Origin of the sequence: Burkholderia sp. WTPI3, assembly GCF_021483755.1 — a bacterium.
GTDB lineage: Bacteria > Pseudomonadota > Gammaproteobacteria > Burkholderiales > Burkholderiaceae > Burkholderia.
In genome coordinates this window covers 13,697-27,640 of record NZ_JAGIXF010000058.1, presented here as the reverse complement: position 1 = coordinate 27,640, position 13,944 = coordinate 13,697, and the positions used below count along the sequence as shown (strand labels likewise).

General features: G+C 68.8%; 10 protein-coding genes. 6 read left to right on the top strand and 4 right to left on the bottom strand.

All coding sequences use genetic code 11. The features are described from left to right. The first annotated feature begins 28 nt into the window (after positions 1–28). Both J7024_RS26075 and J7024_RS26070 read left to right on the top strand, forming a co-directional pair. On the top strand, positions 29–787 hold the full coding sequence (locus J7024_RS26075) for an SDR family oxidoreductase (protein ID WP_234745592.1): 759 nt from the start codon (positions 29–31) through the stop codon (positions 785–787). Positions 788–921: 134 nt separating this feature from the next. Beyond that, positions 922–2,226 carry an MFS transporter gene (locus J7024_RS26070; RefSeq protein ID WP_124827259.1) on the top strand — a complete coding sequence of 435 codons (1,305 nt, stop codon included), beginning with the start codon at positions 922–924 and terminating at the stop codon, positions 2,224–2,226. 101 nt (positions 2,227–2,327) lie between these two features. Here the strand turns inward: J7024_RS26070 and J7024_RS26065 are convergent, their stop codons facing one another. The 3 genes from J7024_RS26065 to hemC are packed head-to-tail and all read right to left on the bottom strand — an operon-like array spanning position 2,328 to position 6,489. Next, positions 2,328–3,515: a heme biosynthesis protein HemY gene (locus tag J7024_RS26065; protein ID WP_124827260.1), complete on the bottom strand. Its 1,188-nt coding sequence runs from the start codon at positions 3,513–3,515 to the stop codon at positions 2,328–2,330. Between the two features lie 2 nt (positions 3,516–3,517). Further along, positions 3,518–5,488 carry a fused uroporphyrinogen-III synthase HemD/membrane protein HemX gene (gene hemDX, locus J7024_RS26060; protein WP_124827261.1) on the bottom strand — a complete coding sequence of 657 codons (1,971 nt, stop codon included), beginning with the start codon at positions 5,486–5,488 and terminating at the stop codon, positions 3,518–3,520. Continuing rightward, complete coding sequence (gene hemC, locus J7024_RS26055) at positions 5,488–6,489, bottom strand: hydroxymethylbilane synthase (RefSeq protein ID WP_124827262.1); 1,002 nt, start codon at positions 6,487–6,489, stop codon at positions 5,488–5,490. The genes hemDX and hemC overlap by 1 nt, the downstream gene beginning before the upstream one ends. 217 nt (positions 6,490–6,706) lie before the next feature. On the opposite strand from hemC, the gene ppc reads away from it, so the two are divergent. After that, on the top strand, positions 6,707–9,703 hold the full coding sequence (gene ppc, locus J7024_RS26050) for a phosphoenolpyruvate carboxylase (protein WP_124827263.1): 2,997 nt from the start codon (positions 6,707–6,709) through the stop codon (positions 9,701–9,703). 128 nt (positions 9,704–9,831) lie between these two features. Here the strand turns inward: ppc and J7024_RS26045 are convergent, their stop codons facing one another. After that, positions 9,832–10,584, bottom strand: a complete 753-nt coding sequence (locus J7024_RS26045; RefSeq protein ID WP_175752241.1) for a class I SAM-dependent methyltransferase — start codon at positions 10,582–10,584, stop codon at positions 9,832–9,834. A 175-nt stretch (positions 10,585–10,759) separates the two neighbouring features. On the opposite strand from J7024_RS26045, the gene J7024_RS26040 reads away from it, so the two are divergent. The 3 genes from J7024_RS26040 (at position 10,760) to J7024_RS26030 (ending at position 13,863) form a co-directional block, all read left to right on the top strand. Next, entirely contained in the window at positions 10,760–11,569 is an 810-nt protein-coding gene (locus tag J7024_RS26040) for a helix-turn-helix transcriptional regulator (RefSeq protein ID WP_124827265.1), read from the top strand. Positions 11,570–11,675: 106 nt separating this feature from the next. Further along, positions 11,676–13,085, top strand: a complete 1,410-nt coding sequence (gene argH, locus J7024_RS26035) for an argininosuccinate lyase (protein ID WP_234745591.1) — start codon at positions 11,676–11,678, stop codon at positions 13,083–13,085. A gap of 94 nt (positions 13,086–13,179) precedes the next feature. Continuing rightward, on the top strand, positions 13,180–13,863 hold the full coding sequence (locus tag J7024_RS26030; protein ID WP_124827267.1) for an HAD family hydrolase: 684 nt from the start codon (positions 13,180–13,182) through the stop codon (positions 13,861–13,863). The last annotated feature ends 81 nt before the right edge of the window (positions 13,864–13,944 follow it).

Below are 13,944 nucleotides of genomic sequence, written 5' to 3'. Positions count from 1 at the left end.
GGCACTCATCCAACCCAGGAGACACACCATGCGGTTGAGCGGCAAGACGGCCATCGTCACGGGCGGCGGCTCGGGCTTCGGCGAAGGCATCGCGAAGACGTATGCGCGCGAAGGCGCGAACGTCGTCGTCAACGACCTGAACGGTGCGGCGGCCGAGCGCGTCGCGAGCGAGATCGCGCTGGCGGGCGGCAAGGCCATCGCGGTCGCGGGCGACGTGTCGCGGGACGAAGACTGGCGCGCATTGCTGCAGGCCGCGCTCGACGATTTCCATTCGGTGCAGATCGTCGTGAATAACGCCGGCACCACGCACCGCAACAAGCCGGTGCTCGACGTCACGGAAGCGGAGTTCGACCGCGTGTATGCCGTCAACATGAAAAGCCTGTTCTGGAGCGTGCAGACCTTCGTTCCGTACTTTCGCGCGCAGGGCGGCGGCGTGTTCGTGAACGTCGCGTCGACGGCCGGCGTGCGCCCGCGCCCGGGCCTCGTCTGGTACAACAGCACGAAGGGCGCGATGATCACCGCGAGCAAGTCGCTCGCGGCCGAGCTCGGCGCCGACCGGATCCGCGTGAACTGCATCAATCCGGTGCTCGGCGAGACGGCCCTGATGACCGAGTTCATGGGCTGCGAGGGCACGCCCGAGAATCGCCGCCGGTTCCTGGCGACGATTCCGCTCGGCCGCTTCTCGACGCCGCAGGACATCGCGAACGCGGCCCTTTACCTCGCATCCGACGAAGCCGAGTTCATCACCGGCGTCTGTCTCGAAGTCGACGGCGGGCGCTGCATCTAGCCGCACGACCGTGATTGCGCCACGCCGGCAATGCCGGCCGGCGCCGCATCTCCGCATGAGCATTGCCTCGCACGACCCCGGATCGGGCGCCGCCGCGCCGGCTCCGGCCACCACAAGAAAGGACAGGAGACAACATGGCAACATCGACGCAGTCGCTGCCGGGCTCGTCCGGCGCATTCGAGGAAGCAACCTACCGCAAGGTGTCCTGGCGGCTCACCCCGCTGCTGCTGCTGTGCTACGTGGTCGCGTATCTCGACCGCGTGAACGTCGGCTTCGCGAAGCTGCAGATGGCGAGCGACCTGAACCTCAGCGACACCGTCTACGGGCTCGGCGCCGGGATCTTCTTTTTCGGCTACTTTCTGTTCGAAGTCCCGAGCAACATCATCCTGCACAAGGTCGGCGCACGCGTGTGGATCGCGCGCATCATGGCGACGTGGGGCGTGATCTCGATCCTGACGATGTTCGTCACGACGCCGGCGATGTTCTATGTGATGCGCTTCCTGCTCGGCGTCGCCGAGGCCGGCTTCTTCCCCGGCGTGATCCTGTACCTCACGTACTGGTATCCCGCGCACCGCCGCGGCCGGATGACGACGTTCTTCATGACGGCCGTCGCATTGTCGGGCGTGATCGGCGGCCCGATCTCCGGATTCATCCTGAAGGCGTTCAACGGCGTGAGCGGCTGGCACGGCTGGCAATGGCTGTTCCTGCTCGAAGGGATTCCGTCGGTGCTGGCCGGCGTGCTCATCTTCTTCGCGCTCGACGACCGGATCTCGAAGGCGAAATGGCTCACCGACGACGAAAAGGCGCTGCTCGCGCGCAACGTCGAAGCGGAAGAAGCGACGAAGGAAGATTTGCCGCTCGGCACGGTGATGTCGAGCCCGCGCGTGTGGCTGATGGCGCTCATCTACTTCTCGTTCGTGATGGGCCTTTACGGCGTCGGCTTCTGGCTGCCGACGATCATCAAGGCGACCGGCGTCGTCGACACGTTCATGATCGGCCTGCTGTCGGCGATTCCGTATGCGGTGGCGGTCGTCGCGATGATCCTGATCGCGCGCAGTGCAGACAAGCGCCGCGAACGACGCTGGCACCTGGCGATTCCAGCCGCGTTCGGCGCGCTCGGCCTCGTGCTGTCGGTGATCTGGGCGCATCAGACGGCTCTCGCGATGCTCGGCCTCACGCTCGCGACGATGGGCATCCTGACCACGCTGCCGCTGTTCTGGAGCCTGCCGACCGCATTCCTCGGCGGCGCGGCCGCCGCCGCCGGCATCGCGATGATCAACTCGATCGGCAACCTCGCGGGCTTCCTGAGCCCGTACATGATGGGCTGGCTCAAGCAGGCGACCGGCGCGAACGACGCGGGCATGTACATGCTCGCCGCGTTCCTCGTGCTCGGCGGGCTGCTCGCGCTGTCGGTGCCGAAACGGCTGGTCGACAAGTGATGCTGCGCAAGCTCGGCGCGTAACGCATTCGGGCCGGCTTGCAACGGACGAAAAAGCCCCGAAGGCCGATCGGCGTTAGGGGCTCTGGACGCAGCGGCGCGTCAGACCACGGTGATCGCGAGCGCGCTTTCGCGGTAGTGCCTGGCGGCCTTGTCGGTTTCGCCGAGATGCTCGAACAGGCGCGCGAGCGCACGGTGCGCACGCACCTTCAGCGCCTCGTTGTCGGCCTGCTTCAGCGCCGCCTCGAGGAACGACTGCGCCTTGCCCCACAGCTGCTGCTGCTGGCAGAGGCGGCCCAGCGCGAACAGCAGGTCGGCATCGTCCGGGTGATCCTTCTTCCATCCTTCGGCCTTCTGGATCAGCGGGAGCGCATCGCCGCCGGCGGTGTCCGGATAGCGGCGCAGCAGACGTGCATCCCAGTTGTGCGCGAGCGCGTCCTCGACGATGCGGCGCGCTTCGGTGCGGCGCTCGAGCGGCACCAGCAGGTCAGCCGCGAGATCGGCGAGACGCGGCGACTGGCGCTCGAGCGGCGACAGCGACTGCCACACTTCGAGCAGCGCATCCGGATCGTGCCGGCGTTCGCGCAGCAGGTTCTCCGCGGCCTGCTGGCGCAGCCGCACGGCCGCGGCCGGATGCAGCGCCTCGCGCTTCTCCAGCGCCTTCGCGAGCTTGAGCACCTCGGCCCAGTTCTTCAACTGCTGTTGCGCGCGCAGCGCGACCTGTTGCGCATGAATACGCTTGCCGCCCGCCTGCATGTCGGCCAGCGCGGCGAGTGCGCCATCCGCATCGCGTGCGTCGGCGCGCATGTCGGCCGACGCGAGCAGCCGTGCGTCCTGCCACTCGGGCGCATCGACCTTCGACAGCCAGTCGTCGCGACGCGCGTACTCGTGCATCCGGTGCGCGGCCGTCGCGGCAACGAGGCTCGCGGCGCCCTGGTTCGCATCGACCGCGAGCGCATCGCGCGCGGCCTTCTCGGCACGCGAGAAGCGGCCCGCGTACAGGTTCGCGATCGCATCGCGCAGCGACGCCTGGGCCTTCTCGTTACGCGAACGCGCGCGATACGCAGCGACCCGCTGCGGCATGCGCCAGATGTTGCGCACGATGCGCAGCAGCGCATACACGACGATGAACAGCACGACGATGGCGATCACGAACAGGTTCAGCGACACGTCGACCCGGTACGGCGGGTAGACGAGCAGCACCTGCCCCGCATCGAAATGGCCGATGGTGGCAAGTGCCACGGCGATCGCGAACAGGATCGCGAGCCAGACGATTCCTCGAAGCGTCATCGTTACCCCCGGCTCTTGAACTGCTGAACGGCGTTCAGGCTCGTGTTCAGGTTTGGCACCGCGACCGTCAGCGATGCGCTGTCGACCTGCTTGAGCAGATCCTCGACCGATTGCGTGTCCTTCGATGCCTGGTCGAAATACTTGCCGAGCGACGCCTGCGCGGCGTGCAGGTCGGCCTTCATCGCGCTGTCGTTGCGTGCGAGCAGCGACAGCCGCGCGGTGAGCAGGCGCAGCTTCACGTTCTCGCGCACGAAGTAGCCCTGGTCGGGCGACGCGAGCATCGCATCGGCGTTGTCGATCCGACGCACCTGCACGAGGCCCTTCAGTTGCTGGCCGAGGCCGGCCGAGAAGTCATGCCACCACACCTTCCAGCGCGGCGTGTCGGCGGCGACCGACGACGCGGCGGCGGACGGCGCGGCCTTCGGCGTCGCGTGCGGGACGATCGCCTCGCCCGACAGCGGCAGCGTGTCGATCTTCGCGATCGCGTCGTCGAGCTTGATCGCGAGGCCCGTGAGGTCGGCAGATGGCGCGGCCTTCAGCTTCTCGATGTCCAGAGCGAGCGCCTTGCGCACCGTGACAGCCTGCGCGCTCTGCGACGTCGCAAGGCGTGCATCGGCATTCTGCAGCGCGATCAGTGCGAGTTGCGTGTTGCCCGTCAGCTGCAGCTGCTGGCTCGCGCTCGACAGCATCTGGTCGACTTCCTCGAGCATCCATGCATCGCGGTTGCGCGACAGGTCCTGGTACTGCTGTTGCAGCGCCTGCTGCGCGCTCTGCGCATCGGCGAGCTTGCCGTCGAGCTGCGCGAGCTGCGTGTCGACCTGATGCGTGCTCGCAAGCGCCTGCTCGGTCTTCATGCGGGTCTCGGCCGTCTGCGCATCGAGCGTCTTCTGGCGCGCGACGAACGAATCGCCGAGCCGGTCGACCTTGCGGTTCAACGCGTAGCCGCCGACACCGGCCGCGCAGCCGAGCACGACGATGACGAACCACAGCGCCGCGCTGCCGCCGCGGCGCGCATGCGGCTCGGACCCGAGATAAGGAGGACTGGGCGGCGGTGCGGATGCAGCGGCCGGCTGGGAAGCGACGCTTTTGGAATCGTTGGTATCTGTCATGCGTTTAGTCACCGGTGCGGCTGTCGCCGGTTGGACGGCCTCGTCGGCCATCGTTCGAAACGCGCGGACGATGCGCTCATCGCCCGCGCCGGTCAGCGTAATCCTATCAAAACCCAGTGCGCGCGCGGTCTGCTCGATGCGCGGGTGCGGCGTCACGAGCGGCGCATGCTTCAGCGCGTCGATCTCCGTGTCGTTCAGGTGCGTGCGGGCGAGTTCGTGCAGGTTGCGCACGCCTTCCGAGCTCGTGACGAGCCACGCATGCGGCGCGCCGGCGAGCAGCGCATGCACGCGCTCCCACACGGCCACGCGCGGCTCCGGCACGACGCGCCGGTAAGCCGCGACGAGCGTGACGTCCGCACCGGCTTCGCGCAGGCGCTCGGCGAGCCATTCGCGCCCGCCGTCGCCGCGCACGATCAGCACGCGTTTGCCGGCGAGCGCCTGCGCGCCGCCGAACGCGGCCTCGATGCTCGCGAACAGGCTTTCGGAATCGTAATGAGGGACGCCGCCGTCGGCAGGCACCTGCGGTGCGATCACGCGATGCGCGGGCACCGCGATGCCGTGGCGCTCGAGCGCGGCGACGCTGCCCGGCCCGACGACGCCGACCGGCAACGCATTCGGCCAGATGGCACCGTACTGCGCGAGCGCGCGCTCGATCGCATTCGGCGACACGAAGATCACGAGCGCGTAGTCGGCGAGCGCCGCGAGCGCGGCGTCGAGCGGCGCCGGATCGTCGACCGGCGCGATGTCGATCAGCGGAAATTCGAGCACGTCGCAGCCGGCTTCGGCCAGCTGCGACGCGAGTGCGGCCGACTGGCCGTCCGGGCGGGTCAGGACGGCGGTGAACGCGCGCGCGCCGCCCGCCATCAGGCGTCGCCCTTGCCGGCCTGCGACGCGGCGAGCAGTGCGTTGACGATGTCGAGCGCGCCCTGCGACTCGAGCGCGTCGGACACCGCGCGGCCGAGCGCAAGCGCATCGGCAACCGTCATGACGGCTCCGCACTCGTCGGCCGTCAGCACGCGCTGGCCGTCGGTCGTCGACACGCGGCCCGTCAGGTACAGTTCGCCCGCGCGCCACACCGCATGCGCGGCGAGCGGCACTTCGCAGCTGCCGCCGAGCGCACGCGACACCATCCGCTCGGCCTCGACCGCGAGCGCGGTCTGGCGGTCATGCAGCGGTGCCAGCCACGCCGCGACGTCGGCGCGGTGCGCGGCGATCTCGATGCCGAGCGCACCCTGACCGGCGGCCGGCAGGCTGTCCTCGACATCGATCAGCGCGCGGATCCGCGCTTCCAGGCCGAGGCGCTTCAGGCCCGCGGCCGCGAGGATGATCGCCGCGTAATCGCCGCGATCCAGTTTGGACAGGCGCGTGTCGAGGTTGCCACGCAGCGGCAGCACGTCGAGGTGCGGATAGCGCGCGCGCAGCATCGCCTCGCGGCGCAGGCTCGACGTGCCGACGACCGCGCCGGCCGGCAGCGCGTCGAGCGACGCGTAGTCGTTCGACACGAACGCGTCGCGCGGATCCTCGCGCTCCATGATCGCCGTCAGCGCGAAACCGTCGGGCAGCGCCATCGGCACGTCCTTCAGCGAATGCACGGCCAGATCGGCACGACCGTCGGCGAGCGCATTCTCCAGTTCCTTCACGAACAGGCCCTTGCCGCCGACCTTCGACAGCGTACGATCGAGAATCTGATCGCCACGGGTCGTCATCCCGAGGATTTTCACGTCACAAGCTGGATATAATTTGCGCAGCGCATCACGCACATGTTCGGCTTGCCACATCGCCAGGCGGCTCTCACGCGAAGCAATCGTCAGCGTCGCGGGCGGCTGCGTCTGTCGCGGCCCTGCCGCAGGAATCTCGGAATTCATTGCTGGAACATCGAAGGACGGGATTGAAGATCGAACAATGGTAGCACGCACGCCCCAGCCCGCCCGGGCCCGGAGCCTGCGCCCGCCGCGCTTCGGCGCGGGCGGCGACACCGATGCGCGAATGTGCCGCACGTAGCTGGTTGCTTGACCGCAGTTCCCGTAGTTTCCGCAGTCCCCGCAGTCCCTTTTGACTCGAGCTTTCCCAAGGAAACCCATCGTGAAGTCTTCCGGATCGGCGCGTACGGCGCGCCGCAATGCTGCCCTGCCCTCCTCCGACGCCCAGACGGGCACCGTCGCCACTGCCGCGAACGGCCGTGCGAAAACGGCAACGAAACCGAAAGACCCGATACGTCAGACAAAACGCACCATCAAGACCGCCGGTCCGGCGGCCCGCGCATCGAAGCCCGGCGCCCGTACACGCGAGGACAAGGACGGCCCGCTGTTCGAAGACATCCGCTTTCTCGGCCGCCTGCTCGGCGACGTGGTGCGCGAGCAGGAAGGCGACACGGTGTTCGACGTCGTCGAAACCATTCGCCAGACGGCGGTGAAGTTTCGCCGCGAAGACGACAGCGAGGCCGCGCAGACACTCGAGAAGAAGCTGCGCAAGCTGACGCCGGAGCAGACGGTGAGCGTCGTGCGCGCGTTCAGCTATTTCTCGCACCTCGCGAACATCGCGGAAGACCGCCACCACAACCGCCGCCGCCGCATCCACGCGCTGGCCGGTTCCACGCCGCAGCCCGGCACCGTCGCGTACGCGCTCGAACAGCTGAAGACCACCGGCAACGCGTCCAAGCGCCTGCTGCAGCGCTTCTTCGACGATGCGCTGATCGTCCCGGTGCTGACCGCTCACCCGACCGAAGTGCAGCGCAAGAGCATCCTCGATGCGCAGCACGACATCGCACGCCTGCTCGCCGAGCGCGACCAGCCGCTCACCGCGCGCGAACGCGCATACAACGAATCGATGCTGCGCGCGCGCGTCACCGCGCTGTGGCAGACCCGCATGCTGCGCGATGCACGCCTGACGGTCGGCGACGAGATCGAGAACGCGCTGTCGTACTACCGCGCGACATTCCTCGACGAACTGCCGGCGCTGTACGGCGACATCGAGGCCGCGCTCGCCGAGCACGGCCTGCAAGCGCGCGTGCCCGCGTTCTTCCAGATGGGCAGCTGGATCGGCGGCGACCGCGACGGCAACCCGAACGTGACGGCCCCGACGCTCGACGAAGCGATCACCCGCCAGGCCGCGGTGATCCTCGAACACTATCTGGAACAAGTGCACAAGCTCGGCGCCGAGTTGTCGGTATCGAACCTGCTGGTCGGCGCGAACGACGCGGTGAAGGCGCTCGCGGCGGCATCGCCCGACCAGTCGCCGCATCGCGTCGACGAACCGTATCGCCGCGCGCTGATCGGCATCTACACGCGACTCGCCGCGAGCGCGCGCGTGCGTCTCGGCGAGGGCACGGTGCCGGTGCGCAGCGCGGGCCGCGGTGCGCCGCCGGTACGCGCCGTGCCGTACGCGGATTCCGAAGCGTTCGTCGCCGACCTGAAGGTGCTGACCGCATCGCTCGACGAGCATCACGGCACGTCGCTCGCCGCACCGCGCCTCGCGCCGCTCATGCGCGCGGCCGAAGTGTTCGGCTTCCACCTCGCGAGCATCGACCTGCGCCAGAGCTCCGACATCCACGAGTCCGTGGTCGCCGAGCTGTTCGCGCGTGCGGGCGTCGAAGCCGACTACGCGGCGCTCGCCGAGGAAGACAAGCTGCGTGTGCTGCTCGCCGCGCTCGCCGATCCGCGTCCGCTGCGCTCGCCGTACCTCGAATACTCGGCGCTCGCGCAAAGCGAGCTCGGCGTGTTCGAGAAGGCGCGCGACGTGCGTGCGCAGTTCGGTCCGCGCGCGGTACGCAACTACATCATTTCGCACACGGAAACCGTCAGCGATCTCGTCGAGGTGCTGCTGCTGCAGAAGGAGACGGGCCTGCTCGACGGCACGCTCGGCGGCAACGCGAAAAGCGGCCTGATGGTGATCCCGCTGTTCGAGACGATCCCCGACCTGCGCGACGCCGCGCGCATCATGCGCGAGTACTTCGCACTGCCGGGCGTCGACGCGCTGATCGCGCACCAGGGCGCCGAACAGGAAGTGATGCTCGGCTACTCGGACTCCAACAAGGACGGCGGCTTCCTCACGTCGAACTGGGAGCTGTATCGCGCGGAGCTCGCGCTCGTCGACCTGTTCCGCGAACGCAAGATCACGCTGCGCCTGTTCCACGGCCGCGGCGGCACGGTCGGCCGCGGGGGCGGCCCGACCTACCAGGCGATCCTGTCGCAGCCGCCGGGCACCGTGAACGGCCAGATCCGCTTGACCGAACAGGGCGAGGTGATCGCGAGCAAGTTCGCGAACCCCGAGATCGGCCGGCGCAACCTTGAAACGGTCGTGGCCGCCACGCTGGAGGCGTCGCTGCTGCCGCAGTCGAACGCGCCCGCGCAACTGCCCGCGTTCGAAGCCGCAATGCAGACGCTGTCCGATGCCGCGATGGCGTCGTATCGCGCGCTCGTCTATGAAACGCCGGGCTTCACCGACTACTTCTTCTCGTCGACGCCGATCACCGAGATCGCCGAGCTGAACATCGGCAGCCGTCCGGCGTCGCGCAAGCTGCAGGATCCGAAGAACCGCAGGATCGAGGATCTGCGCGCGATTCCGTGGGGCTTCTCGTGGGGGCAGTGCCGGCTGCTGCTGACGGGCTGGTACGGCTTCGGCAGCGCGGTGAGCGCGTATCTCGACGGCGCGCAGGACGCGGCCGAACGCGCGAAGCGCGTCACGCTGCTCAGGAAGATGAACAAGACCTGGCCGTTCTTCGCGAATCTGCTGTCGAACATGGACATGGTGCTCGCGAAGACCGATCTCGCGGTCGCGTCGCGCTACGCGCAGCTCGTTGCCGATCGCAAGCTGCGCAAGCACGTGTTCGAGCGGATCGTCGCGGAATGGGAGCGCACGTCGCAGGCGCTCGCGGAAATCACGGGGCACGAAGGCCGCCTCGCGACCAACCCGCTGCTCGCGCGTTCGATCAAGAACCGCTTCCCGTATCTCGATCCGCTGAACCACCTGCAGGTCGAGTTGATCAAGCGTCACCGCGCGGGCGACACGAACGCGCGGCTGCGGCGCGGGATTCACCTGACGATCAACGGAATCGCGGCCGGCCTGCGCAATACGGGCTGATCCACGTGCGGCGCGGGTTCGCCCCGCGCCGGCCGGCGGTGCAGATCGAAAGCCTCGATACGCGGCCCGCGCGTATCGAGGCTTTTTTCATCGGCAAGCGCGACGGTGCGAGCCGCCGCGCCGCGCACTCAGTGCGCGTCGATCAGCAACGCGTCGTGCTCGAACGATCCGTCCGCCTGCACCGCATAGTAGGCCCGCACCTCGTCGGGTGCGTGCGCCCACAGCGCGCGGATGCCCGCGACGCTGTCGGCCGGCGTGCGGATGCGCTCGACCCACGTATCGAAATCGATCGGCAGGCGCCAGCGGCTCTCCACGTGCGCATCGAACCCGGCGCCGCGGAACATCGCGAGCCACTCGTCGGCACGGTAATCGCGCACGTGGGACGCGTCGCGCAACACTTCCGCTGCCTGCAGATACGTGTCGAGCAGCGGATGGTCGTTGCCCGCAATGTCGATCATCAGCACGCGGCCGCCCGGCTTGAGCACGCGACGCACCTCGGTGAGCGCCGCGCGCACGTCGTGCCAGTGGTGCGCGCTCATCCGGCTCACCACCCAGTCGAAGGTCCCCGCGTCGAACGGCAGCCGCTCGGCCGGGCCCTGCTGCGTGCGGACGTTCGCGAGCCCGCGCTCACGGGCGGCGCCGTCGACGGTCGCGAGCATCGGCGCGGCAAGATCGTAAGCGACCACGTCGCGCACGTGCGGCGCGACCGCGAAACTCGCGTGGCCCGCGCCGCAACCGAGATCGAGCACCGCGCCATCGGGCGTCGCGCGCACGGCGTCGGCCAGCGCCTGCAGATCGGCGCCCGTCGCGTGGACCGTGCTCGTCAGGTAGGCGGCGGCCGTCGTGCCGAATGCATCGGCGACCTGGTCGTGGTGTTTCATCGTTCGCTCCTTCTTTTGGTGGGGGCGCTCGCTGCCTGCCAGCGCGCGAATCGCTACAATAGGGCCGCGCTTGTACCAGTACAAGTTAAGCAGTTATTCTGGTATTCGTTACACCTGCCTGATTCTCGCCGCGCCCAGCGCCTTTTTCCCTTTTCGTCGTTTCGGCCGTTTTCGCATGAACCCGTCGTCCTCCGCCCCCACCCCGCCACTCGACGAGACGCCCGCCCGCGCGCTCGGCGAATTCATCCGCGCGCACCGCGAACGGCTGTCGCCGCAAGCCGTCGGCCTGCCGCCCGGCCCGCGCCGCCGCACACCGGGCCTGCGGCGCGAGGAAGTCGCGCAGCTCTGCGGCGTCAGCCCGACCTGGTACACGTGGATCGAGCAGGGCCGCCCGGTGTCGGCGTCGGCCGACGCGCTCGCCCGGATCGCCGTCGCATTGCAGCTGTCGAAGGCCGAGCGCGCGTACCTGTTCGAGCTGGCCGCGCAGCGCGACCCGGCCGAGCCCGACGTCGCGGCCGGCGACCTGCCGCCGACGCTCGCGGCGACCGTCGCCGCGATCGCCACGCCCGCCTACGTGCTCGACCGCCAATGGACCGCGCTCGCGTGGAACGTACCGGCCGCGGCGCTGTTTGCCGGCTGGCTCGACGGCGAGCATGACCGCAACCTGCTGCGCTTCACGTTCATGTCGCCGGCCGCGCGCACGCTGATCGTCGACTGGGAAACCCGTGCGCGACGCCTCGCGGCCGAATTCCGCGCCGACTCGATCCGCCACCTGGCCGACGCGCCGACCCGCGCGCTGATCGACGCGCTGATGGCCGGCAGCGACGCGTTCGCGCAGTACTGGGCGTCGCAGGACGTGTTCGAGCGCGAAGGCGGCCTGCGCGAGTTCGATCACCCGGCCGACGGCCGCCTCGTGTACCAGCAGATCACGCTGAAGCCCGCGCACCGGGAAGACCTGAAGCTCGTGGTCCTCGTGCGCGACTGAGCGAGCGGCCCGCGCCGGCAAAGGCCGGCGGGCCGCCCCGCGAATGTTAGAATCGCGGGATTCCCTCGGCGGCGCACGCCGCCCAACTCCCCTTCGAAGAATCGCCATGACGTCCCAACTGCACAAAAAGGGCGAGGCCTGGTCGGCCCGCTTCTCGGAACCGATGTCGGAGCTGGTCAAGCGCTACACGTCGTCGGTATTTTTCGACAAGCGCCTCGCGCTCGTCGACATCGCCGGCTCGCTCGCGCACGCGAGCATGCTCGCGGCGCAGAAGATCATCAGCGCCGACGACCTCGCCGCGATCGAACGCGGAATGGCACAGATCAAGGGCGAGATCGAGCGCGGCGAATTCGAATGGCAGCTCGACCTCGAGGACGTCCACCTGAACATCGAGGCGCGCCTGACCGCGCTGATCGGCGACGCCGGCAAGCGCCTGCACACGGGCCGCTCGCGCAACGACCAGGTCGCGACCGACATCCGTCTGTGGCTGCGCGGCGAGATCGACCGCATCGGCGGCCTGCTGACCGACCTGCGCGGCGCACTGATCGACCTCGCCGAGACGAACGCGGACACGATCATGCCGGGCTTCACGCACCTGCAGGTCGCGCAGCCCGTCACGTTCGGCCATCACCTGCTCGCCTATGTGGAAATGTTCACGCGCGACGCGGAACGCATGCGCGACTGCCGCACCCGCGTGAACCGCCTGCCGCTCGGCGCGGCCGCGCTGGCGGGCACCAGCTACCCGATCGACCGTCACGCGGTCGCGAAGACGCTCGGCTTCGACGGCATCTGCGCGAACTCGCTCGACGCTGTGTCGGATCGCGACTTCGCGATCGAATTCACGGCGGCATCCGCGCTTGTGATGACGCACGTGTCGCGCTTCTCCGAAGAGCTCGTGCTATGGATGAGCCCGCGCGTCGGCTTCATCGACATCGCCGACCGCTTCTGCACCGGCAGCTCGATCATGCCGCAGAAGAAGAACCCGGACGTGCCCGAACTCGCGCGCGGCAAGACCGGCCGCGTGAACGGCCACCTGATCGCGCTCCTCACGCTGATGAAGGGCCAGCCGCTCGCGTACAACAAGGACAACCAGGAAGACAAGGAACCGCTGTTCGACACGGTCGACACCGTCGCCGACACGCTGCGGATCTTCGCGGAAATGGTCGCGGGCATCACCGTGAAGCCGGACGCGATGCGCGCGGCCGCGCTGCAGGGCTTCTCGACCGCCACCGACCTCGCCGACTACCTCGTGAAGCGCGGCCTGCCGTTCCGCGACGCGCACGAAGCCGTCGCGCACGCGGTGAAGATCTGCGACGACCGCGGGATCGATCTCGCCGACCTGACGCTCGACGAGATGAAGCAGGAACTGCCAAACGTCGCGCACCTGATCGGCGACGACGTGTTCGGCTACCTGACGCTCGAAGGGTCGGTCGCGAGCCGCAATCACCCGGGCGGCACCGCGCCCGACCAGGTGCGTGCGGCGGTCAAGGCCGCCCGCGCCGCGCTCGGCAAGTAAGCCTGCTGTCACGAACGGACGCCTTCGGCGTCCGTTTTTCATCCGGGCGGCCGTCGCACCGCCCGTCGCCTTCCCCGCTTCCCGGATACCGCCGATGATTTTCTCCGCCGCGCTCTTCGACATGGACGGCCTGCTCGTCGATTCCGAGCGGACCATCATGAACACGTGGATCGACGTGTCGAACGCCCACGGCGTCGTGCTGACCGAGATCGACTACCTGCAGATCGTCGGCCGCTCGTTCGCCGAGGGCCAGGTGATCCTCGCGCGACTGATCGGCAACCCCGACACGTTCGACGCCGTGCGCACCCGCGTGCGCGAACAGCTTGCCGCGCCCGAACCCCATCCGAAGTTTCCGCTGAAGTCCGGCGCACTCGCGCTGCTCGAGGCGCTCGCACAGGCCGGCATTCCGTGCGCGGTCGCATCGTCGTCCGCACGCGACGTGATCCGTGCGCGACTCGATGCGGTCGGCGTGCTGCCGTTCTTTCGCGCGATCGCGGGCGGCGACGAAGTCTCGCGCGGCAAGCCCGACCCGGCCGTCTACCGGCTCGCGGCCGAACGCCTCGGCGTGCCGGCACAGGCATGCGTCGCATTCGAGGACAGCGACTTCGGCGCGCAGTCGGCGGCCGGCGCCGGCGCATCGGTCGTCACCGTACCGGACCTGAAGACGCCCACGCCCGAGATCGTCGCGTTGAGCCTGCACGTACTCGCATCGCTCGACGACGCGGTCGCGCTCGTGCCGTCGTGGTTCGGCCGCCTCGATACGCAGCAATCCGCGTAAGCACGTCACGCAGCGTCCCGAATGCCAAACGGGCACCCTAGGGTGCCCGTTTCGCGTTGTCACGCACGATCGCCGTCGCGA

Excerpts from the sequence above, each read along its gene's own strand:
- J7024_RS26070 (WP_124827259.1), top strand. The coding sequence starts at position 922 with ATGGCAACATCGACGCAGTCGCTGCCGGGCTCGTCCGGCGCATTCGAG.
- J7024_RS26040 (WP_124827265.1), top strand. The coding sequence starts at position 10,760 with ATGAACCCGTCGTCCTCCGCCCCCACCCCGCCACTCGACGAGACGCCC.
- J7024_RS26075 (WP_234745592.1), top strand. The coding sequence starts at position 29 with ATGCGGTTGAGCGGCAAGACGGCCATCGTCACGGGCGGCGGCTCGGGC.
- J7024_RS26065 (WP_124827260.1), bottom strand. The coding sequence starts at position 3,515 with ATGACGCTTCGAGGAATCGTCTGGCTCGCGATCCTGTTCGCGATCGCC.
- hemDX (WP_124827261.1), bottom strand. The coding sequence starts at position 5,488 with ATGGCGGGCGGCGCGCGCGCGTTCACCGCCGTCCTGACCCGCCCGGAC.
- J7024_RS26045 (WP_175752241.1), bottom strand. The coding sequence starts at position 10,584 with ATGAAACACCACGACCAGGTCGCCGATGCATTCGGCACGACGGCCGCC.
- hemC (WP_124827262.1), bottom strand. The coding sequence starts at position 6,489 with ATGAATTCCGAGATTCCTGCGGCAGGGCCGCGACAGACGCAGCCGCCC.
- argH (WP_234745591.1), top strand. The coding sequence starts at position 11,676 with ATGACGTCCCAACTGCACAAAAAGGGCGAGGCCTGGTCGGCCCGCTTC.
- J7024_RS26030 (WP_124827267.1), top strand. The coding sequence starts at position 13,180 with ATGATTTTCTCCGCCGCGCTCTTCGACATGGACGGCCTGCTCGTCGAT.